18 protein-coding genes are annotated in these 21553 nt (G+C 63.7%); 4 read left to right on the forward strand and 14 right to left on the reverse strand.

Going from position 1 to position 21553, the window contains the following annotated elements; translation table 11 throughout:
- The first annotated feature begins 26 nt into the window (after nt 1-26).
- The 3 genes from ACUTAF_RS18450 (at nt 27) to ACUTAF_RS18460 (ending at nt 3638) form a co-directional block, all read left to right on the forward strand.
- Nucleotides 27-512 (forward strand): retropepsin-like aspartic protease family protein, encoded by a 486-nt coding sequence (locus tag ACUTAF_RS18450; protein ID WP_445582476.1) that lies wholly within the window; start codon nt 27-29, stop codon nt 510-512.
- Between the two features lie 7 nt (nt 513-519).
- Nucleotides 520-2769: a DNA topoisomerase IV subunit A gene (parC, locus tag ACUTAF_RS18455; RefSeq protein ID WP_445581327.1), complete on the forward strand. Its 2250-nt coding sequence runs from the start codon at nt 520-522 to the stop codon at nt 2767-2769.
- 152 nt (nt 2770-2921) lie between these two features.
- Nucleotides 2922-3638, forward strand: coding sequence for a PqiC family protein (locus ACUTAF_RS18460; protein ID WP_445581328.1), 717 nt, complete (start codon nt 2922-2924; stop codon nt 3636-3638).
- 45 nt (nt 3639-3683) lie between these two features.
- On the opposite strand, the gene hldE is transcribed toward ACUTAF_RS18460, so the two are convergent.
- Together hldE and msbA are read right to left on the reverse strand one after the other, a co-directional pair.
- The gene (gene hldE / locus ACUTAF_RS18465) at nt 3684-5105 is read right to left on the reverse strand and encodes a bifunctional D-glycero-beta-D-manno-heptose-7-phosphate kinase/D-glycero-beta-D-manno-heptose 1-phosphate adenylyltransferase HldE (RefSeq protein WP_445581329.1); all 1422 of its coding nucleotides are present in this window, start codon (nt 5103-5105) and stop codon (nt 3684-3686) included.
- A 112-nt stretch (nt 5106-5217) separates the two neighbouring features.
- Nucleotides 5218-7044: a lipid A export permease/ATP-binding protein MsbA gene (msbA, locus tag ACUTAF_RS18470; RefSeq protein WP_445581330.1), complete on the reverse strand. Its 1827-nt coding sequence runs from the start codon at nt 7042-7044 to the stop codon at nt 5218-5220.
- A 35-nt stretch (nt 7045-7079) separates the two neighbouring features.
- Between msbA and ACUTAF_RS18475 the strand changes: the two genes are divergently transcribed.
- On the forward strand, nt 7080-7712 hold the full coding sequence (locus ACUTAF_RS18475) for a BUD32 family EKC/KEOPS complex subunit (protein WP_445581331.1): 633 nt from the start codon (nt 7080-7082) through the stop codon (nt 7710-7712).
- Between the two features lie 296 nt (nt 7713-8008).
- Here ACUTAF_RS18475 and ACUTAF_RS18480 read toward each other — a convergent pair whose 3' ends face one another.
- Genes ACUTAF_RS18480 through ACUTAF_RS18535 form a run of 12 tightly spaced genes read right to left on the reverse strand, consistent with a single transcriptional unit; the run spans nt 8009 to nt 21529 of the window.
- Nucleotides 8009-8698 (reverse strand): glycosyltransferase family 32 protein, encoded by a 690-nt coding sequence (locus tag ACUTAF_RS18480; RefSeq protein WP_445581332.1) that lies wholly within the window; start codon nt 8696-8698, stop codon nt 8009-8011.
- Nucleotides 8699-8739: 41 nt separating this feature from the next.
- Complete coding sequence (locus ACUTAF_RS18485) at nt 8740-9732, reverse strand: glycosyltransferase family protein (protein WP_445581333.1); 993 nt, start codon at nt 9730-9732, stop codon at nt 8740-8742.
- Entirely contained in the window at nt 9729-10910 is a 1182-nt protein-coding gene (locus tag ACUTAF_RS18490; protein WP_445581334.1) for an O-antigen ligase family protein, read from the reverse strand. Before ACUTAF_RS18490 ends, ACUTAF_RS18485 begins: the two co-directional genes overlap by 4 nt.
- Nucleotides 10910-12961 carry a glycosyltransferase family 25 protein gene (locus tag ACUTAF_RS18495; RefSeq protein WP_445581335.1) on the reverse strand — a complete coding sequence of 684 codons (2052 nt, stop codon included), beginning with the start codon at nt 12959-12961 and terminating at the stop codon, nt 10910-10912. Before ACUTAF_RS18495 ends, ACUTAF_RS18490 begins: the two co-directional genes overlap by 1 nt.
- Nucleotides 12915-13805, reverse strand: a complete 891-nt coding sequence (locus ACUTAF_RS18500) for a DUF6625 family protein (protein ID WP_445581336.1) — start codon at nt 13803-13805, stop codon at nt 12915-12917. Before ACUTAF_RS18500 ends, ACUTAF_RS18495 begins: the two co-directional genes overlap by 47 nt.
- Before the next feature lie 2 nt (nt 13806-13807).
- A complete protein-coding gene (locus ACUTAF_RS18505) occupies nt 13808-14920 on the reverse strand; it encodes a glycosyltransferase (RefSeq protein WP_445581337.1) in 1113 nt (370 codons plus the stop codon).
- Entirely contained in the window at nt 14907-16661 is a 1755-nt protein-coding gene (locus tag ACUTAF_RS18510; RefSeq protein WP_445581338.1) for a carbamoyltransferase family protein, read from the reverse strand. The genes ACUTAF_RS18505 and ACUTAF_RS18510 overlap by 14 nt, the downstream gene beginning before the upstream one ends.
- 12 nt (nt 16662-16673) lie before the next feature.
- Nucleotides 16674-18119 (reverse strand): lipopolysaccharide kinase InaA family protein, encoded by a 1446-nt coding sequence (locus tag ACUTAF_RS18515; RefSeq protein WP_445581339.1) that lies wholly within the window; start codon nt 18117-18119, stop codon nt 16674-16676.
- Nucleotides 18119-18862: a lipopolysaccharide kinase InaA family protein gene (locus tag ACUTAF_RS18520; protein WP_445581340.1), complete on the reverse strand. Its 744-nt coding sequence runs from the start codon at nt 18860-18862 to the stop codon at nt 18119-18121. The genes ACUTAF_RS18515 and ACUTAF_RS18520 overlap by 1 nt, the downstream gene beginning before the upstream one ends.
- Nucleotides 18859-19596 carry a lipopolysaccharide kinase InaA family protein gene (locus ACUTAF_RS18525; protein ID WP_445581341.1) on the reverse strand — a complete coding sequence of 246 codons (738 nt, stop codon included), beginning with the start codon at nt 19594-19596 and terminating at the stop codon, nt 18859-18861. The genes ACUTAF_RS18520 and ACUTAF_RS18525 overlap by 4 nt, the downstream gene beginning before the upstream one ends.
- On the reverse strand, nt 19593-20408 hold the full coding sequence (gene rfaP / locus ACUTAF_RS18530; RefSeq protein ID WP_445581342.1) for a lipopolysaccharide core heptose(I) kinase RfaP: 816 nt from the start codon (nt 20406-20408) through the stop codon (nt 19593-19595). Before rfaP ends, ACUTAF_RS18525 begins: the two co-directional genes overlap by 4 nt.
- Nucleotides 20405-21529, reverse strand: a complete 1125-nt coding sequence (locus tag ACUTAF_RS18535) for a glycosyltransferase family 4 protein (RefSeq protein WP_445581343.1) — start codon at nt 21527-21529, stop codon at nt 20405-20407. The genes rfaP and ACUTAF_RS18535 overlap by 4 nt, the downstream gene beginning before the upstream one ends.
- Nucleotides 21530-21553: the final 24 nt, after the last annotated feature.

The raw sequence follows: 21553 nt of genomic DNA on the forward strand, positions 1-21553 counted from the left end.
CCCCGGGGCGCCGCGCCGGGCGGGTGATGTGGGTGCTCGCCTGGGGCGCCGGCCTGCTGCTGGCCACGCATTTCTTCGGCAATTGGGAAGACCGGCAACGCAACCCCAACCAGGCGCCGCAGTCCGTGCATGGCGACGGTTTCGTCGAGGTACGCCTGGCCAGCAGCCGCCAGGGCCATTACCTGGTGAACGGGCAGATCGACGGCAAGACCGTCACCTTCCTGCTCGACACCGGCGCCACCCAGGTCGCGGTTCCCAGCGCCCTGGCCGAGCGCCTCGGCCTGGAACAGGGCGCGCCGATCATCATCAGCACCGCCAACGGCCGCGCCACTGGGCATCGCACGCGCCTGGCCAGTCTGCGCCTGGGCGATATCGAACTGCGCGACGTCGCCGCGCTGATCGCCCCCGGCATGGATGGCGACGAGGTGCTGCTGGGCATGAGCGCGCTGAAACAACTCGAATTTTCTCAGAAGGGCGGCACCCTGGTGCTGCGCCAATCAACCTTGCAATGAGGCCCGCATGAGCGAATCCCTCGATTTGAGCCTGGAAGGCGTGGAGCGTCGGTCGCTGGCCGACTTCACCGAGCAGGCTTATCTCAACTACTCCATGTACGTGATCATGGATCGCGCCCTGCCGCATATCGGCGACGGCCTCAAGCCCGTGCAGCGGCGCATCGTCTACGCCATGAGCGAGCTGGGCCTGGACGCCGATGCCAAACACAAGAAGTCGGCGCGCACCGTCGGTGATGTGCTCGGCAAGTTCCACCCGCATGGTGACAGCGCCTGCTACGAGGCCATGGTGCTGATGGCGCAGCCGTTTTCCTACCGCTACACCCTGGTCGATGGCCAGGGCAACTGGGGCGCACCGGACGATCCCAAATCCTTCGCCGCCATGCGCTACACCGAGGCGCGCCTGTCGCGCTACTCGGAAGTGCTGCTGAGTGAACTGGGCCAGGGCACCGTGGATTGGGTGCCGAACTTCGACGGCACCCTCAACGAGCCGGCGACGCTGCCGGCACGCCTGCCCAACCTGCTGCTTAACGGCACCACCGGCATCGCCGTGGGCATGGCTACCGACGTGCCGCCGCACAACCTGCGCGAGGTCGCCGCCGCCTGCGTGCGTCTACTGGACGAGCCGGGCGCAACGGTCGAGCAGCTGTGCGAACACATTCAGGGCCCGGACTTCCCCACCGAAGCCGAGGTCATCACGCCCAAGGCCGACCTGCTGAAGCTCTACGAGAGCGGCCGCGGCTCCGTGCGCATGCGCGCCGTCTATCGCGTCGAGGACGGCGACATCATCGTCACCGCCCTGCCGCATCAGGTGTCGGGTTCCAAGGTGCTGGAGCAGATCGCCGCACAGATGCAGGCCAAGAAGCTGCCGATGGTCGCCGACCTGCGCGACGAGTCGGACCACGAGAACCCGACCCGCATCGTCATCATCCCGCGCTCCAACCGCGTCGACGCCGCGGAGCTGATGAATCACCTGTTCGCCACCACCGACCTGGAGTCCAGCTACCGGGTCAACACCAACGTCATCGGCCTCGATGGCAAGCCGCAGGTCAAGGACCTGCGCACCCTGCTGCGCGAATGGCTGGAGTACCGCGTCGGCACCGTGCGCCGCCGTTTGCAGTTCCGCCTGGACAAGGTGGAGAAGCGCCTGCACCTGTTGGAAGGCTTGCTGATCGCCTTCCTCAACCTCGACGAAGTGATCCGCATCATCCGCACGGAAGATCAACCGAAACCGGTGCTGATGGAGACCTTCGGTCTCACCGAGGTGCAGGCCGACTACATCCTCGACACCCGTCTGCGCCAGCTGGCCCGCCTGGAAGAGATGAAGATCCGTGGCGAGCAGGACGAGCTGGCCAAGGAGCGCGAGAAGCTGCTGGCCCTACTGGGCAGCGAAGCCAAGCTGAAGAAGCTGGTGCGCAAGGAGATTCTCGAGGACGCGGAGAAGTACGGCGACGAGCGTCGCTCGCCGATCATCGCCCGCGCCGAGGCCCGTGCCCTGTCGGAAACCGAGCTGATGCCGACCGAACCGGTCACCGTGGTGCTATCGGAGAAGGGCTGGGTGCGCTGCGCCAAGGGCCACGACATCGACGCCACGGGGCTGTCCTACAAGGCCGGTGACGGCTTCAAGGCCGCCGCGCCGGGCCGATCCAACCAGTACTCGGTGTTTATCGACTCCACCGGGCGCAGCTATTCGCTCGCCGCCCACAGCCTGCCGTCGGCCCGTGGCCAGGGCGAGCCGCTGACCGGCCGCCTCACCCCGCCGCCGGGCGCGACCTTCGAATGCGTGCTGCTGCCGGAGGACAGCGCGCTGTACGTGATCGCCTCCGACGCCGGCTACGGCTTCGTGGTCAAGGGCGAGGATCTGCAGGCCAAGAACAAGGCCGGCAAGGCGCTGCTCAGCCTGCCCAATGGCGCCAGGGTGGTCGCTCCCAAACCGGTCGCCAGCGTCGAGGAGGACTGGTTGGCAGCGGTCACCACCGAGGGCCGCCTGCTGCTGTTCAAGGTCGCCGATCTGCCGCAACTGGGCAAAGGCAAGGGCAACAAGATCATCGGCATCCCCGGCGAGCGGGTGGCCAGCCGCGAGGAATACCTCACCGATCTGGCCGTCCTGCCCAGCGGCAGCTCGCTGGTGCTGCAGGCCGGCAAGCGCACCCTGACGCTCAAGGCCGACGACCTGGAACACTACAAGGGCGAACGCGGCCGCCGCGGCAACAAGCTGCCGCGAGGCTTTCAGCGTGTCGATCACTTGCTGGTGGAATGACCCGGGCGTTGCGGCGACCGACAAGCGGGCAAGGCTGGAGTCGCGGCGCAGTTTGACGGATGATACGCGGTCCGGGTCATGGGATGATGACCCCTTCGGCACGACCATGCATTGATGTGCAGCCGCCCATGGGTGGCTGCCGGGAATGAACGATGACTGTAGTACGCCCTCTGGCCCTGTTTCTGACCACACTGCTGACGCTCAGCGGTTGCAGCCTGCTGCAGCAGAAACCGGTGCCGCTCTACCAGCTCGACAGCGGCAGCGCCGTCACCCCAGCCAAGGACAACGGCATGGCGGTGCTGATCGGCCCGGTGAGCATCGCCGATTATCTGCGCCAGGAGCACCTGCTGCAGCGTCAGGCCGACGGCAGTCTGGTAGCCGCACGCGATGCGCGCTGGGCCAGCGGCCTGGCCAACGATATCGATCAACAGCTGTTGCGCCAGCTGGCCTGGCGCCTGGAAAGTCAGCGCCTGGCGCTGGCCCCGGCAGAACCGGGCTTCAGCGCCGACGCCCAGGTCATGCTGACCATCACCCGCCTGGATTCGGGCCCGAGCGTGCCAGCGGTGCTAGAAGCCCAGTGGCGCCTGCTCGACCGCCGCGGCCAGCTGCGCGACAGCCGCCTGGTACGCCTGGAAGAGATTCACGGTGGCACCATGGCCGAACAGGTCAAGGCACAGAGTGCGCTGCTGCAGCGCCTGGTAGCCGAATTGGCGGTGGCCATCGAACCGCTTGCCGCGATCGAAGAGCCCACGCCCGAGCCGCAGCGCAAGAAGCCGCCGGTCGCCAAGGCCAAACCCCAGGAGCCGGCAGGCCCGAAGATCCCGGTGGCCGAACCGATAACGATCGACACCGAAGTTTTCCGCTTCTAAGCAAAAAAGCCCGCAAATGCGGGCTTTTTCATGCAGGCGTCACGGTTACTTGTTGCGGATCTTCTCGACGATGGCGGTGGTCGAGCTGTTCTCTACCAGGCCGAGCACGCGCACCTCGCCACCGTAGGCCTGAACGATATCGGCGCCGACCACCTGGTCGATGCCGTAGTCGCCACCCTTGACCAGCACGTCGGGCTGCACCTGCTTGAGCAGGCGCTCCGGGGTGTCCTCGGCGAAGCTCACCACCCAGTCCACCGCACCGAGACCGGCGAGCACCGCCATGCGCCGGTCCACCGCATTGATCGGCCGCCCCGGGCCCTTCAGGCGGCTGACCGAGGCGTCGTCGTTGATCGCCACGATCAGGCGGTCGCCCTGGGCGCGCGCCTGTTCCAGGTAAGTCACGTGACCGGCATGCAGAATGTCGAAGCAGCCATTGGTGAAGACGATCTTCTCGCCGTGGGCGCGCGCATCCTCGATGGCGATCAGCAGTTGGTCCAGGCTCAGCACGCCACGCTCGGAGCCCTCCTCACGCTGCACCGCGCGACGCAGTTCGGGGGCACTGATGGCCGCGGTGCCCAGCTTGCCGACCACGATACCGGCGGCCAGGTTGGCCAGTGCCACCGCCTGCGGCAGTTCCTCGCCGGCGGCGATGGAGGCGGCCAGGGTGGAAATCACCGTGTCGCCGGCACCGGTGACGTCGAACACCTCACGGGCGCGCGCCGGCAGATGCAGCGGCGCATGTTCCGGACGCAACAGGGTCATGCCGTGCTCGCCGCGGGTCACGAGCAGTGCCCCCAGGTCCAGTTCGCGCATCAGCCTGGCGCCCTTGCTCACCAGTTCGGCCTCATCCTTGCACCCGCCGACTATGGTCTCGAACTCGTGCAGATTGGGGGTGATCAGGCTGGCGCCGCGGTAGATCGAAAAATCCTTGCCCTTGGGGTCGGCCAGCACCGGAATGCCCTTCTTGCGCGCAGCCTGGATCAGCGCCTGATGGTTCTGCAGCGCCCCCTTGCCGTAGTCGGACAGCACCAGCACCTTGACCCCGGCGAGCAAGACCTCGACCTCACGCGCCATGGCGCCGGCATCGGTGTTGAAGGGCTCTTCGAAGTCCATGCGCAGCAGTTGCTGGTGACGGCTCATGACCCGCAGCTTGACGATGGTCGGTTGGTCGTCGAGGCGCTGGAAATGCGCTTCGACGCCGGCGGCGGCCAGGCTGTCGGTCAGGCTGTCGGCCGCCTCGTCTTCGCCGGTGACGCCCACCAGCAGCGCCGGCGCGCCGAGCGCGGCGATGTTCAGCGCGACGTTGGCCGCGCCGCCCGGACGGTCCTCGATCTGCTCGACCCGCACCACCGGCACCGGCGCTTCCGGCGAGATGCGCGAGGTACCGCCATGCCAGTAGCGGTCGAGCATGACGTCGCCCACCACCAGAACGGGGGCTTGATCGTAACGGGGCAGGGTCAGCTTCATGAGGGCTCCGGGGCGTCGAAAACGCCGCGGATCATAACATAGCCGCCCAATCGGCCCGAGCCTCCCATCCAGGCATCAGCCAACCGCCGACGCCAAATATCGAAGCTGTCGATCACGCATCCTGATCGGCGACGGTCTCAACTTCCTCTTCGAACTGGCGGGCATGCAGGCGCGTGTAATAGCCGTTGTGCGCCAGCAACTCGGCGTGGCTGCCTCGCTCCACGATCCGCCCCTGATCCATCACCAGGATCAGATCGGCCTTCTCGATGGTAGTCAGGCGATGGGCGATCACCAGCGTGGTACGCCCTTGCATCACCTGATCCAGCGCGGCCTGGATATGCCGCTCGGACTCGGTATCCAACGCGGACGTAGCCTCGTCGAGAATCAGCAGCGGGGCGTCCTTGAGCAACGCCCGCGCGATGGCCAGACGCTGACGCTGGCCGCCGGAGAGCAGCACCCCGTTTTCGCCGACCAGGGTGTCGTAACCCTGCGGCATCTTCTCGATGAATTCCGCCGCATAGGCGTCGCCGGCGGCCCGCTGCACCGCCTCCAGCGGGGCTCCTGCCAGATCGCCATAGGCGATGTTGTTGCGCACCGAGTCGTTGAACAGGGTGACATGCTGGGTGACCAGCGCAATATGCCGGCGCAGGTTGCGCAGTCTGTAGTCCTCGACATCCACGCCATCGAGCAGGATGCTGCCCTGCTCATGGTGATAGAAGCGCGGAATCAGGTTGGCCAGGGTCGACTTGCCGCTGCCGGAACGCCCCACCAGCGCCACCATCTGGCCGGGTTCGGCGACGAAGGAAATGTCCTGCAGCACCGGTTTTTCCGCCCCCGGATAGCTGAAGCTGAGATCGCGCACCTCGAGACGCCCACTGATGCGCTCACTCTCCTGGGTGCCGTGATCGACCTCCGGCACCTCGTCGAGTTGCTCGAAGATGCTCTCGGCGCCGGCCACGCCCTTCTGGATGGTCGAGCTGACCTCCGAAAGCTGGCGGATCGGCTTGGGCAGGAGACCGGCCAGGGTGATATATGCAACCAGATCACCGGCCGACGCATCGCCGCGCAGCAGCAGCACCAGAAACATCAGCACGGCCATGGCGCTGTAGATCACCAATTGCAGGCTGGGGGTGTAGACCGCGTTGGTTTTGACCATCTTCAGCTGCTTGAGCTTGTTTGCCTCGCTGGCATCGAGGAAGCGTTGCTTCTCATAGTCCTCGCCGCCGAAGCTGCGCACCACGCGATAGCCCTGGATGCTCTCGGAGGTCACATGGGTCACGTCGCCCATGCTGGTCTGGATCTTCTTGCTCTGCTTGCGAAATTTCTTGCTGGTGCTGGTCACCATCAGACCGATCACCGGCAGGATAGCCACCATCACCAGGGTCAGTTTCCAGTTCATCCACAGCAGGGTGGCGAACAGGAACACCACCGTCATGCCCTCACGCACCACCACCTTGATCGCATCGGTGGCCGCCCCGGTGACCATGGTCACGTTGTAGGTGATCCGCGAGATCAGATGGCCGGAGTTGTGGTTGTCAAAATAGCGGTTGGGCAGGGTCAGCAAATTGTTGAACAGCGCCACGCGCAGATCCTGCACCAGCCCCATGGACACCTTGGCGAGATAGTAATTGCCGAGGAAGGAGCCAACGCCCTGCCACAGCGCGATCAGCACGATCAGCAGCGGGACGGCCTGCAGCAGCTTGAGATGGGCCAGCCAAGGCGCGTGCTCCAACAACCAGGGCACCCCGGCGAACAGGCTGGCATCGGGGTTGGACAGGCCGTCGACGAAGTATTTGAGAATGTAGCCCAGCATGGGCTGGGTCGAGGCGAAGATCAGGAAGCCCACCAGGCTTATCGTGAACAGTCCCCAATAAGGAACCACGTAGCGCAGCAACCGCAGATACACCTTCATGCTGGATTGCTGGGTAGAATTGGCCATTCGGCATGTCCCACGAAACTGGCTAGAGGAAAACGATGCGGATTGTAACAGCGCAGGAACTGGAAAGCTGGCTGGCCAGCGGTAAAGTGCTGGAGCAGGATGCTCGTGGACCCAAGGTAGTAGCGCTGGCCGATGGCCACTTCCTCAAGATCTTCCACACACGCAAGGCTGCTCCACTTGCTCGCCTGATGCCGCCCGCCCAGCGCTTCGCTCGGAATGCCGAGCTATTGCAGCGTCAGGGCATCGTCACCCCAAGAATTACTGAAACCTTCTGGCTCGACCGATCAAAGGGCCTAAGTGCCTGCCTCTATCTACCCCTGGCAGGCCAGTCGCTGGAGCAGCTGCTGCGTAACGACCCCGAAAGGCTGGAGCAATTGCTGCCAGCGCTATCGAGATTTATCCTAGAACTGCATACCAAGCGCTTGTATTTCCGCTCCCTACATCTGGGGAACATATTAACAATAGGCGAAAACAGTTTCGGACTGATCGACTTTCTTGACTTGTGCCAGAAAACCCTGCCGCTTACACGATGGCACGTGCGGCGCAATTTTCGTCATCTCGAGAATTATCTCCGCCGGCGCAGGATCATCCACTTCCCCATCAAAAAACTAGAAGAGCTCTATTGGAATCATGCCAAAGATAGGCTTTTTCAGGTCAGGAATGATTGAATAACGAATTAATACAATCCAAACACTGATGGCCAGTCATCTCACACGGTTGCAGAGCTTCATACCGGCACTGGTTGTGGAAGACACAAACATGCGGGGCGCACCCTATGGGACCAGCTACAAATCGGGCTGACGCTCTTTATTTCATCTAGACCACGCCTCGATAGCACCGCCACGCTGGTGCTTGGGACTGGCCTATTGAGAGGGCCCGCAACTGTCGCCAAGTGCGTCACAGGGCAGGCTCAAAGGGTACTACTCTGCCCAAACTAAGACAGCGCATCAAAAAAATGCCTGCGCTAGCGCTTCTGCGCACGACTCAGCATCAGCATCCGATAACAGCCAAGGCGCCCCCAAACGGAAAGCATTTCTGGCAGCTTGCGCAAACGACGCCACCCCCGGCTCAGCCAACCTTTGTCACGGCTGGTTCTCCAAGTACCAGCGAACAAATGTCTGGCGTAAACCCGTGGTGCACAAGCGAGTTCAGGGCGTGCCGCACCAAATGCGCCAATGCCATAGACGCGTTCTAAGGCAAGCAGCTCCTCGCCTCCCCCGCCATTAAAACCACGCGCTAACAGCAGGCGACTGACCTCATTGACGTTGACCAACTCGGACAGACGACCGATCTCAAAAGCAGTACTGTCATAGTAAGCCAGCATGTCACGCGGCAACCAATGACCCGCGCGTGCACCTATGAGAGATGTCGCGAAGCGCTGATGATCCTCAAGACCAATAAAGAAGTCACTGCCCAAACACTCGTCAAGCGATGCCAAGACCTCAACGTCGACATCCAGATAGATGCCGCCCTCGTAGAACAGGGCATGCATGCGCACGTAGTCTGAGACAAAGGCATAGCGCCCTGCTGCATAAGCCGCCGCAGTGAAGGGGTGTGATTCTGGGTCGAAACGCTGCTCGTCCCAACGCACCACCTCATAGTCCGGCAGCCTGTAGCTCCAGGAAGCCAAACAAAGCTGGGCCTGCAGCGGCATCGGTCGCCTCCCGAACCAGCAGTAGTGCAACTTGCGCGCGATCATTGCAGCTCCCCACGAAAAAAATCCGCAGGAGAACCAGTCAGGCCTTTCGACTGAGCAGCCCCAAGGTCTATACGTAAAGCATTAACTGCACTCAGTAGCTGTGCCACGCGATGCTGAAAGACCTGCTCATTACTCAGCTGCCCTGCATGTCCGGCCAAAACCCGCAAATCCATAGCAAGACGCTCCGCATCGTGCGCAACCTGCCAGCTGGGGGGTGTGATTGAACGCCACTTGGCTTTTCCAAGTCCGTAGGAACAGCATTTTGCTTTTAGGCTGCGCGTCACGTGTTTGATCTGTCCTGTAGACCGGTGCCCAGCGTAACTGGGGTCATAGAACCCCTTGAGCGGCTGCACGTCGAGGTCGATTTCTAACGCCTCGGACCAATCCAGCCACTTGTCTAGATTGAACTGTCGACCAAAGCTGAAAGCTCGCCAGGGCACCCGCGCCACATCGGCCAGAATAGCCCCATGCATGGCCTCCGTCAGGACCAGGCGGGCCGACCTCAGGCGGGTCATGAAGACCTCTGCCGGCAACAAGGGCGAGAGGAAGGTCATACCTGCACGGTCACACAAGGCCTGCCAATCGAGCAGCGGCAGAGATCGGTGATGGGGCACTACCAGTATGTCCCCAGCCTGGCCTTCCTCCCGCCTAACTGCCCAGTCGAGACCAGCCAACAGGTAGGCCGAATCCGCAATCGCCAAATCGGCCGGAAGCCCTAGCGCCGCAGCCGTGCGTGGGCCGCGTAAGGCATAGACGGTCCAACGCGCATCCAACCGCGGCAGCGCACCATAGCCCGCCCCGGTACCCAATACGGCAATGCGTTGTTCAGAGCGCAGCTGTCGACAAAACGATTCGTTCAAAAGGGTGCCAATACCGAGCAGTGCGGTATCAGCGTCATGACGAATGTCTCCCAGCAACGCCGGCCAGAGCCAGGCATTCAGCTCGTCGCCCACATTGTCGCTGCCACGCGGATAACACAGCCTGATCATGTAGGACGGCTCCGCTCATCTACCGCACCAGCACGTAGCGCGAAGCATAAAAAGATCGGTAACCAGACGGTGAACCACTCTTCTCGAGGCTTGACCCAGGGACCGATGCCATCCGTCATTAGCGCAACCACGGAGAAGCCCAACAGACTACAGAGTGCGAGGCCGACGGGGGATGTTCTGTTCGACCATCCACGCCAGAACACTACCAGCAAAGTCGACAGCCACAGCAGCAGGCCCGGCAGCCCTAACTGCAAGGCAATATGCGCGAACAGATTGTGGGCATGCTCGTAGGTTGCGCCAATTGCCGCCACCTCCAACTCATAGCTACTGCCCAACCCCAGGCCCAGCCAAGGGTGTTGGAGAAACAGCTCCCAGGCGCCAAGCAGCAGATCAGGGCGATAGGAAAGCCCTCCACGCAGGAGAAACTGGGGCGCTAGGGATGCCGCTACAATCGCTCCACCCAAAAGCAGCATGGCAAACAGAATTCGCCCCCGGCTTGGGGCGCAAACGGGGAAAAACAGGCAGGCAACGATTAGCGCCAATAGTGGTCCCTTGCTGCGTGTCAGCACCAAGAATGAAAAATATGCCAGACAAGCCAGCAACCAACTCCAGCGCGGCAGCACCTCCGGCGAGAGGGAACGAAGACTGAGAAGAAGGACACCCAGCGCCCCCATAAGATGGGCAGCCAGTATAGGATGGTCGAGCAAACCCGCGCCAACCAGTCGAGCACTGTAGGGATGCCCCTGAAGCAGATAAAAATCAACGATGGACCACAGCGCGCTCAGGCTACCCAGCATTGCCAGGCAGGCCAGAAGCCGCCAGACATCTTCGCGATATAAGCCTCCCAGCACTACGAAAGCCTGAGCGCTCAAGATGACATAGAGCATCTCTTTGTAACGCTTCGAGTCCCCCCCCCAGCTGACGGACAATGCGGCCCAGGCAACGCAGGCCAGCAACCCGGCAAGCAACCAGCGATCCCAGAGCAAACTCGCCCTGAACCGAGGTAGCCAAGCAGCTAGCCCCGGCAGCCAGAACAGAAAAATCAAGCCCTGGTGATACAACTTGCTGCTCGGCAGGAACATCATGCCCAGTACAAACCAAGCGAAGCCCAGGGCCGACCAGATAGCCAGGATAGGACTCTCTCGCCTAGAGAAAGACAGCTGCTTATAGAACGACATCAGCCACGACCGTAGCGAAGTTTGGCATACCAACGTTTGATCGCCCTTCGGGTTTTTAACTTAGGACGGCGCTCCACTTGCTCGATATCGCTCAGATCGAACAGCCGCTGGTAAGCGAGCTCCGGCTTTATCATGCAAGCCTGTACATCCGCCTGCAAACACTCGGAGTAATACCAGTCCAGCGGGAGCCCGGATGCAGGCGCCTCCTCTAAAATTCGGTCATAGAGGGAGCAATGAACCATATACGCATGCGCCAACCGGACTCGACTTACACTCATCAGGTTCTCGCAGAGCTCGACGCGCTGACTGCCTTTTTTGAGCGTCCCCCCCAGATAGAGCATCTGCCAGGAGCATCCACTCAATTGCGCAGCCACACGGGTCAATACGGCGCGTGAATAGGGCTCGAAATCGCAGTCATCCTCGATAATCAATACGGAGCCCAGGCCGCGCATCTTGGCCATGCGGATCACCGCCAGGTGGCTGCGCATGCAGGCCCAGGTGGCCATCAACTTGTGCTCGGCCATGTCACTGGGGCCATCCACCCGCGCCAGAAATTCGCGCAGCACCTGCGACGGCTGATCCCCCTCAGCATTCAATCTGGCAATATCGACAGCCGGGAAACGCTCGGCGACGATCCCCACGTTCTCAAGGTTGCTTGCCGTTTGCAGCCAGCGATCCTGCCGGTGATCGAGATTGATCACATAAGCGCGCTCAAAACAGCTTCCGTTCATACCACCACTTCTCTGCTGTATGCCTGGGAGTCTTACCCGGCAAGCCAGCGACTCCGGAAGTTCACTGCCTACGCACTCTTGTCCTGCCAGCAACTGTTCCAAAAGGTTTAAACAGTTCGCCAACCCTTTACTGCCATGCGCGAGATGGTACCCGGCAAAGCGCTCGGCTCGTCCGACCGAACCGCTATAGTCGGCGACCACCTGCTCCGCCGCCGCTGTTAGTTGCATCAGGCTAGATACTCTATCCCCCAAGAACCGCTGCTGGGAAAAGATATCGACATCCCTCCCCGCGTTGACGTACAGGACTGGACGTCTAGCCAACGCGGCCTCTATCACCGCATTCGACATGATGTTGACCACCAGCGAGGACTGCGCCAGGGCCTCAGCCAGGCCACACTCTTTCGGCAGCACTCGCAAATTCGGCAGCTCAGCGGCGGCTTGCTGCCAGAAAGGAACCTGGCTGCGCGGATGCGCCTTCACTAAGACCCGGTAATGTGGATGCTCCGCGGCCCAATCACGCAGTAGCCTGTAAGTAGCCTGGTAGCCGACCTCTTTTTCCTTGTCCGGGCCGACGCCGAGGATAAGCAAAGTACGCAAGGACGGATCGGCCGGCGGCAGGTCGTACGCACTGTCGATCATGTGGGAGCCGGCCAGCACCGCGATCGAACTGCCGAAGCGCAGCGCACGCGCCTGCAGGGCGTCCAATGAACTCTGGCCAAACAGGAAGTAGTAGTCGTAGTCATTCATGCCCAGCCGGCGCGAACTCTCCCCCGTGGTGGCGTGCGCCAAATGCACCAGCAGGCTGCCGCGAGCGTTCAGCGCCAGACGCAGGAAGGGCGTGTAGAGACTGCCGTTGCGGTCGTTGAGGAGGATACGAGGCTGATAATGCTCCACCAGCCACTGCGCATAGGCCGCTAGGCCGAAGTAGCGGGTCGGCACAGGAAATGGCGGTGCCATGAGCAGACGCTCGCGCAGGATAGTCTTGGGTTCCTGCAGCGCCGTCTCCACCAGATGGTGACCACGCCCACGAAGCCGGTCGATCAGCAGCCTCTTGCGCCGAAAAGCGATAACCTTGGGCGCCGACTGCAGTAGCAGAAAATCGCAAGGCGCGCTCTCGACCAATCCGGCCAAACGGCGCCTGGCGCGCACGCCAAACCACCAGTCCAAGATAGCCTCACGGGCGAAACGCAAGGCACTACCGAGCAGGCCGTAACGCTCACGCAACAACAACCAGCGGTAACGGTCTAGGGCGCAAGCCTTGTCCGACCATGGATTAGTCCGCATTGCACGGCCCCATTCCTTGGAATCCAGCTTCGCCAATCAGCCAGCGTCCCTCAGCTGCCAGGCTCCGCAGCGCGGCTGTACAATGCAGCATATGGCTCGACCAGTTTTTCTTCCAACCCAAAAAGTGCAGGTAGGGAAACTCTCTGGCCACGTCATGATTGTTATAAAGGCGTCCATGTTCCCAGTACCAACGTGCCGGAAATTCCATACTGCCATCAATCCATGGCCTGTTTGAGTTAGGGGTACTGAATCCCTCCTTAAACTCGGCGAGCCGTCGCCAGGGATTGAACAAACCAACCAGCTTGAATAACGGCTTAGGAAAGTTCTTGCGCCATAGAAACAGCCGGGTGAAACCGCCCTCGTCCAGTGCATGGTTCCTCTGGTCCTGAAGCCGCGGCTGAAAATCGCGAATCCTCCAGAACAGCTCGCGCAACGGCTTCTCATTGCGCAGCAGGCACAGATGCCCCGATACGCGACGCTCATGAGTGGAAAAGAACTTGAAGCGTTGCAGTTTCTCCGCAGTGAAATAGGCCCGCAAATCGCCATAGATCAGGTCGAGATCGCTGAACCCCCAGTAGTCATAGCCCTGAATCTCCGCCTCGTGGATAAAGCCAAGCGCCGGCTTGAGATCGCAGAGCTTGTAAGGGTTCACCGGGGCAAACCGAAACCCCAAACGCGCGGAGACAAAACCGCAATAGTCTTCCAAGCTAATGCGCTGCTGCCGAACATTCTTTGGCAGATCATCGAGCTCGGCACAGTCACCGACCAGCAGCCAATCGATGTCCGGGTTGCACCGGCAACTTTCGATGAAGAAAGGCATCCAGAACGGCCATTGGCCGAAGTAAGGAATCAGGAAAATGATGCTCGGCGGGGTACGCACAGCTATGACCCTCGGTAGAGACGCCAGAAACGGGACCTGGCCGCCTCATCGGTAAAGGTTTCGTGCAGGCGCGACAGCGCGGACTGTTCCTGCATTTCGGACTCGGCAAGCGCCTGCAGCTGACAGGCAAGCGCCGCCGCATCGCCCAAGGGAAACAATCGCCCGGCCCCGTTCACCACTTCCCTTCCACCACCGCAATCGCTGCAGACCAGCGCTACCCCCGCCGCCATCGCCTCCAGCAGCACCATGCCGAACGGCTCGTGGTCGGAACTCAGTGCGAACACATCGAAGGCTTTGAAGTAGCGGCGCCCGTGGGCAACCTGGCCGAGAAAGCGTACCGACTCGGCCACGCCGAGTTCGGCCGCGAGGGCCTTGAGCGAATGCTCCAGGCGGCCGCTGCCCATGATCGCCAGCAGGCTGCCGGCGGGCAGCTGCGGCAGGGCCAGGGCGAAGCCGCGGATCAGAGTGGCCTGATCCTTGTCCGGATGCAGGCGGCCGACATTGCCGACCACCCAGGCGTCCTGCGGCAGCCCGAGGTGGGCGCGGGCCTCTTCGCGGGGGACCTGTTCGGCCTGAACGGCCTCGATGTCGATGCGGTTGTACAGCGTTTCGATGCGCTCGGCCGGCCAACCGCGCAGGTCGCGGCGCATCTCGTCGCGCACGGCGTTGGACACCCCGAGCAGCAGCAAACGCTCACGGAAACGGTTGATGAACAGGCGGCGACTCAGACGGCCATAGACGCCGAACGCGTGGTGCACGCCGATCACCGGCAGCGCGGTGCCCAGCAGCGCCACGTAGATCGGCTTGAAGCGATGGGCGATGCACAGGGCAAAATCACGCGTGGCCGCGATACGGCGGATGTCGCGGATCGCCTTGAGCTTCAGACCGCTGACGTCCTTGCTGCGGTAGTCGAGGAAGATCACCTCGTCCGAGGCCGAGCCCTGCTCCACTTCGGCGCTCGGCGCGCCCGTCAGGTAGACGGTGCAGACCTTGAACGGCGTGCCCTTGAACAGCGCGGCGTACTGCCGCGCGCAGTCCAGGAAGGGCCCGTCGTAGCCATGGCAGAACTGCAGAACCCAGCGCTGCCCGGCAGCCGCCGCACTAGACGTGGTCATACCAGTCACGGCCGTCCTTGACCACGAGGATGTCTTCCATGATCAGGTACTGCAGGTCGGAGCCATAGAACATGTTCAGCGCGTCGGTCGGCGAGCAGATCATCGGCTCGCCGCGGCGGTTGAGCGAAGTGTTCAGCGACACGCCGTTGCCGGTGAGCTTTTCCAGCTCGAGCATCAGGTCGTACCAGCGCGGGTTGTACTCACGCTTGAGCACCTGGGCGCGGGAGGTACCGTCCTCGTGCACCACTTCGCCGACGCGGGTCTTCCACTCTTCGTTGACCTCGAAGGTGAAGGTCATGAACGGGCTCGGGTGATCGACCTTGAGCATCTGCGGCGCCACGGTGTCGAGCATCGACGGGCAGAAGGGCCGCCAGCGCTCGCGGAACTTGATCTGCTCGTTGATGCGATCGGCGACGCCCGGCACGCTCGGGCAGCCGATGATCGAGCGGCCGCCGAGCGCGCGCGGGCCGAACTCCATACGCCCCTGGAACCAGGCCACGGGATTGGCGTCGACCATGATCTTGGCGATGCGCTGGGCGGTGTTGTCGATGCGCTTGAACACCGGTTTGTTCGGGTGCTTGGCACAGGCGGCGATGATTTCTTCGTTGGAATAGGAGGGGCCGAGGTAGACGTGCTCCATCTTCTCCACCGGCACGCCGCGCCGATGCGAGACGTAGGCGGCGGCGCCGACCGAGGTACCGGCGTCGCCGGAAGCGGGCTGCACGAACAGCTCCTTCACGTCGTCGCGGGCGATGATCTTCTGGTTCAGCTTGACGTTCAGCGCACAACCGCCGGCGAAGGCGATCTTGCCGGTTTCCTTGAGGATGTCGCCGAGGTAGTACTCCATCATCTCCAGCGCCAGCTTCTCGAACAGTGCCTGCATGCTGGCGGCGTAATGGATGTAGGGGTCGTCGGCGATGTCGCCCTGGCGCTTCGGCCCCAGCCACTCGATCAGCTTGGGTGAGAAGTAGTAGCCCTTGCCGTTTTCCTTGTAGCGACGGAAACCGATGACGTTGGCGTAGTCGGTATTGATGATCAGCTCGCCGTTCTCGAACTTGGCCAGGCGCGAGAAGTCGTACTTGGCCGCATCGCCGTAGGGCGCCATGCCCATGACCTTGAACTCGCCGTCGAGCATCTCGAAGCCGAGGAACTCGGTGATCGCGCCGTACAGGCCGCCGAGCGAATCCGGATCGTAGAACTCCTTGATCTTGTGGATCTTGCCGTTCTCGCCGTAGCCGAAGAAGGTGGTGGCGTACTCGCCCTTGCCATCGATGCCGAGGATCGCGGTCTTTTCGGTGAAGCCCGAGCAGTGATAGGCGCTGGCAGCGTGGGCCAGGTGGTGCTCGACCGGCTCGATCTTGACCTTCTTCAGGTCGAAGCCCAGTTGCTCCAGGCACCACTGGATCTTCTTGTGGTAGCGCTTGTAGCGGCGGTTACCCATCAGGATCGCGTCGAGGGAGCGATCCGGCGCGTACCAGTAGCGCTTGGCGTAGTGCCAGCGGGCCTTGCCGAACAGGCTGATGGGGGCGAAGGGAATCGCCACCACGTCGACGTCGGACGGTTTGATGCCGGCCTGTTCCAGGCAGAACTTGGCGGATTCGTAGGGCATGCGGTTCTTCGCGTGCTTGTCGCGCACGAAGCGCTCCTCTTCCACTGCCGCGATCAGCTTGCCGTCGATGTACAGGGCAGCGGAGGGATCGTGACTGAGGGCGCCGGACAGGCCGAGAATGGTCAATGCCACAGGTTTGAGCCTCTATTTCGGGCAGGTGCCGGGCACCTGCGGTAAACGTTGGTCGAGCAACCGGTGCAGGGCGGAGTCCGCCGGCCAGTTGCGCAGAAATCGGGCGCGGTCGCGGGCATAGGCCCGGGCGAAGCCGCGCGCACTGCGATGCTGCTGCATGGCGTCAAGGTCGATCAGCGACCAGGCGCCACGCGCATCATCCCAGAACAGGTTGTGCCCCTTGAAATCGCCATGGCTGATGCGCTCGCGCAGCAAGGCGGCGAACAGGCGATCGAGCGCCAGCAGCTCGGTTTCCGGGGGCGATCCCTGCAGATACGCCTGAAAACGCGCGATTATATCCTGCCCGTCGCAATATTCGGTAATCAGGTAGGCGCGTCCGCGCAGCCAGCACCAACGCCGCTCCAGCACCGCCAGCGGGCGCGGCGTGGCGATGCCGAGCAACTCCAGGCGATGGCCTTCGCGCCAGCTGTGCCAGGCCCGGCTGGGCCGCCAGAAGCGCTTGAGCCAGTGCCCCAGCCCCTTGAGGTTGTAGCGCTTGACCACCAGCGGACGGCCGCCCAGCTCGATGCGCGCGACCGTGGCGCTGCCGCCGCGCTTGAGCGCCTGACCGTCCGCCAGCAGGGCGTCCGGGGCGTCGAGCAGGGGCTGCAGCTCGTCCGCGCAGTCGCGGCGCACCACGCGCAGACCGAAGGCGCCGACCTTCGCGGCGAACAGGCTGCAGTCGCGACCAATCTTGCGCAGGTAGTCGCGCAGGCGCCAGCGGCGCACCTTGGCCACCTCGGCCAGCAGCGCCTCTAGCGGCAGCGCATGCTCGCCGTTGGCCAGCAAGTAGTGGATCAGCAGCTCCTCGGTGAAGGGCGCAAGCTCGGCCGGCAGCTGGGCGAAGAACACGCCGAGATTCTCCAGCACCCTGGCCCGCGACAACGACTGCCCCGGGGTCTCGACCTGGACGCCGCCGCCGTCGATCAGATACAGGCGACCGTCGTGCCGCAGCAGGTTGTCCAGGTGCAGGTCGGCCTGCCACAGGCCCTTGTCGTGCATCTGGCCGATCGCCCCCAGCGCCTCGGCCAGCACCCTTTGCTGGGCATCGGACGGCATCGGCTCGTGCGCCACGGCACGCCAGGCATCGCCCAGGCTCTCAGCGGCGGCGAGGTAATCGAACAGCAGCCAGCCGCCCTGCCCGGCGGAAAACCCCTGCGCGAGCAATTCGGGCGTGGCCAGCCCCTGTTCGGCCAGCAGGCGGGCGCCGTCCAGCTCACGGCGAAAATGCCGCTCGGCCTTGCCGCCGACCAGCAGCTTGGCCAGCACCGTCCGTCCTCGCCATTGCGCGACGCCGACATAACGCCGCCCCGGCAGTACGCGCAGCAGGCGCTCCAGGCGCAGTTCATCGCCCGCAAGCTGCAGGGTCAGGGGCAGCCCAGGCGCTCGCCCGCTGCCGGCCAGTTGCTCCAGTTGCATCAACGCGACTCCTTGTGTAGGCGACGCGCACCGAGGCGGGCGAACCAGCGTTCGAGGCCGGCCTCGCCGTCCAGGTAGGCGGCCAGCAGCTTGCGCATCTCCACCTCGCCCCAGACGCTGGCGCGGCGCAGCAGCGGCTCGAGGTCCCTGATCCGGTCGCGTCGGCCGAACAGCAGCGGACGGGTCTTCTCCAGATCGATCAGTTGCGCGCGGAACACCGTCGCCTCCTCGCGCAGGAAAATATGCTTGGGATAGAAACAGCCGTGCACCTGGCCGGCCCGGTGCAGGCGACGCGCCAGCTCGCCGCAGGCCTGCAGGATGCCGACGCGGCGCTGCCCATCCAGCTCGTCCCAGCGCCCGAGCCAGTGCTCCAGGTCCTGCCAGCCGTCCAGCGCGCGGGTCAGCAGCACGGCACGCTGCTCGCCGGGCACACGGCGCTGGGCAAAGAAGGCGGCCTGTAGCGCGGGAATGCCCAACTCGCCGTAGCGGCGGATATTGCGAAACTCGCGGGCGAAGGTGGGCTCGCCCAGCGGGCGCAGCAGGCTGCGGGTCAGGTGGTTACTCTGGCGCTTGAGGTAGTAGGCATGATCGTCCAGCTCCAGGCGATAGACGCTGCTCCAGCCGCCGCGCTCGGTATTGGGTTCGTCCACGGCCTCCAGCCTGAGCGCCCATAGCGCCTCGAAACTGGCCAGGCCGTGTTGCTCCAACAAGGTGCGCTCCTGCGCGGCGATAAAGTCCTTCATTCCCTGCCCTCGAAGAATGTCAGCACCTGCCGTACCCGCTGCTTGTCGGCGGCACTCATGCGCGCTCGCCCGCGGTACTGCAGGTAGAAGCGCAGCCGCTGGCTACGCGTCAGCTGCTGCTTGGCCACCTTGTCCAGGCAAGCCAGGTCCTTGACGATGCGATAGCGCAGCAGCGGCCCCCACCAGAAGCTGCCGGTGGGGCAGTCGATGAAGAACAGCTCGGCTTTCTCGTTTACCAGCAGGTTGCGCCATTTCAGATCGTTATGGGTGAAGTGGTGATCGTGCATCAGGCGCGTCGCACGGGCCAGCTGGCGGCTGACGCCATCGACCCAGAGCGGATCGCGCAGCCTCGCATCGCCCTGCCTGGCCAGCGCCGCCAGGTCCAGGGTGCCTTCCAGCTCGCGGGTGATCAGCGCGCCACGGACGAAGGCTCCGCCCCGGCGTTCGAGTCCGTGAGCGACTATGGGCGCGGTGGGGATGCCCCACCTGGCGAAGTGCTTGAGGTTCTGCCACTCGGCCTTGACCCGCGGTCGACCGATATAGCGGCGCAGGCCCTTGCCGGCGCCCCAGTAGCGCTTGACGTAGTAGCGCACGCCGTCGCGCTCGATGCGGATCACCTCCGACAGCGGATCGCGGGTCAGCCGCTCACCCGCCAGAGCGAAGACCCGCTCGAGACTGGCGAACTCTTCCGCCAGCGCAGGCGCCAGGTCCTGCGCCACACGCCACTGACTCATTGTCCGGCCCCCGGTGCGTACTTACGCTCGTAGCGCGCCAGCAAACGCCCCGCCTTGCCCTCCAGCCAGGCGAGCAGAGCCGCCTCGTCGCGCAGCACCTGGCGCAGCGGCTGCTGGAAATAGCCGCGCAAGAAACGCAGCTTGTCGCGCCGGGTCAGGCCGATGTTCAGTGCCGAGAAATACAGCCCGGCCAGGTCCTTGTCGCGCCAGCGCCGCGGCGTATGCTCGCGCACCTGAGCGCGGTGCAGGTCGATCAGCGACAGGCGCAGGCCCTCGGCATCGATCGGCCCGTCGGTATGCAGCAGGAAGTGACAGATATAGCAGTCGCGGTGATTGACCCCGGCGCGGTGCATGCGGCAGGTCATCTGCGCCACCTCGCGGATCAGCGCCCATTTCAGCCGCGGCGCCGGCGGCCGCTCGCGCCAGTGCAGACTGAACTGCTCCAGGTCGACGGTCGGCGCCAACTCCTCGGTGACGATAAAGGAATGCTGGCTGGCCGGGTTGGCTCCGCGCTCGCCGTAGGCCACCGCGGTCATGGTCGCCACACCGGCCTCGGTCAGACGCTGGATCGCCCGCCATTCCTGGCCGGCGCCGAGCACCGGGGCCTTGGCAGTCAGCAGGTTCTTGGCGATCTCGCCCCAGCCGATGCCACGGTGGATCTTGACGAAATAGCCGCGCCCGGCGACCTCGGTGCGCAGTGTGCGGCGCCCTTCCAGCTCGCGGTAGACCTGACCCTGCAGCGCCTCGACGGCGGCGAAGGGGTCCTGCCCGGCCCACAGGCTCCTGAACGGCTCGGCGAGGATCAGCTTCACGCGCGGCGCTCCGCCAGGATCACGTCGGCGGCCTTCTGCGGCATGGAGTAGAGGTCGGCGCTGTCGGCATAGGCCAATCCATTACGGCCCCAGAAGGCGCGGCGCTCGGCGTCGGCGAGCATGTCGGCCAGGGTCTGGTTGAGCCGCTCCTGACGGAACGGGCTGGGCAGCACCCGACCGCAATCGGCGTCGGCGATGTAGTGGGCGTAACCGCAGACATCGCTGACCAGCACCGGCAGGCCGGACACCAGCGCCTCCAGCAGCACGGTGCCGGTATTCTCGTTGTAGGCCGGGTGGATCAGCAGGTCGGCGCCGAGCAGAAAGCGCGGAATGTCGCTGCGTCCCTTGAGAATCTGCACCTGATCGGACAGGCCCAGCGCCTTGACCTGCAGCAGGAAGGGCTTGGGGTCGTCCTGGCCGATGGCGATCAGCCGGGTGCGCTGCTTGAGCTCGCGCGGCAGCGAGGCCAGCGCCTTGAGGCTGCGATCCAGGCCCTTGGTCTTGAAGCCGGAACCGATCTGCACCAGCAGCAGGTCATCGTCGGCCAGTTCGAACTCGCGGCGGAACTCGGCGCGGATCTCGGCGGCATTGGCCGGCGCGCGGCGGTCGGCGGCGATGCCCGGCGGCAGCAGATGAAAGCGCTGCAGCGGGGTCTTGTAGTGCTTGACGAACAGCGGCTGCTGCACCTCGGAGATCATCAGGATCTCGGTCTTGGACTCCGGCGCGAACACCGCGCGCTCGTAGTCGGCGAAGTGCCTGTAGCGACCCCAGCGCCGGTAGAGCGGGTTGCGCAGGGTCTGCGCCTTGTCCTCGAAGCAGCCGTCGGCGGCGTAGTAGACGTCCAGCCCCGGCATCTTGTTGAAGCCGATCACCCGGTCCACCGGATCGCGCGCCAGGTCGGCCTGCAGCCAGGCACTGAACTTCTCGTTGCGGCGGTGGTTGAACAGCGCCTTGACCGGCGCCACGCGCACGTCGAACCCGGCGGGGTTGTCGCCTTCCCAGATCGGCGTGTAGACGCGGATGGCGTGGCCGCGCGACTGGCACTCCAGGGCGATGCGCATGAAGTCGCGTTGCAGCCCGCCGAAGGGGAAGTACTTGTAGAGGACGAAGGCCAGTTGCATCAGTGGTGTTCCCCGAAACTATTG

The organism is Pseudomonas sp. SP16.1 (genome assembly GCF_052682975.1).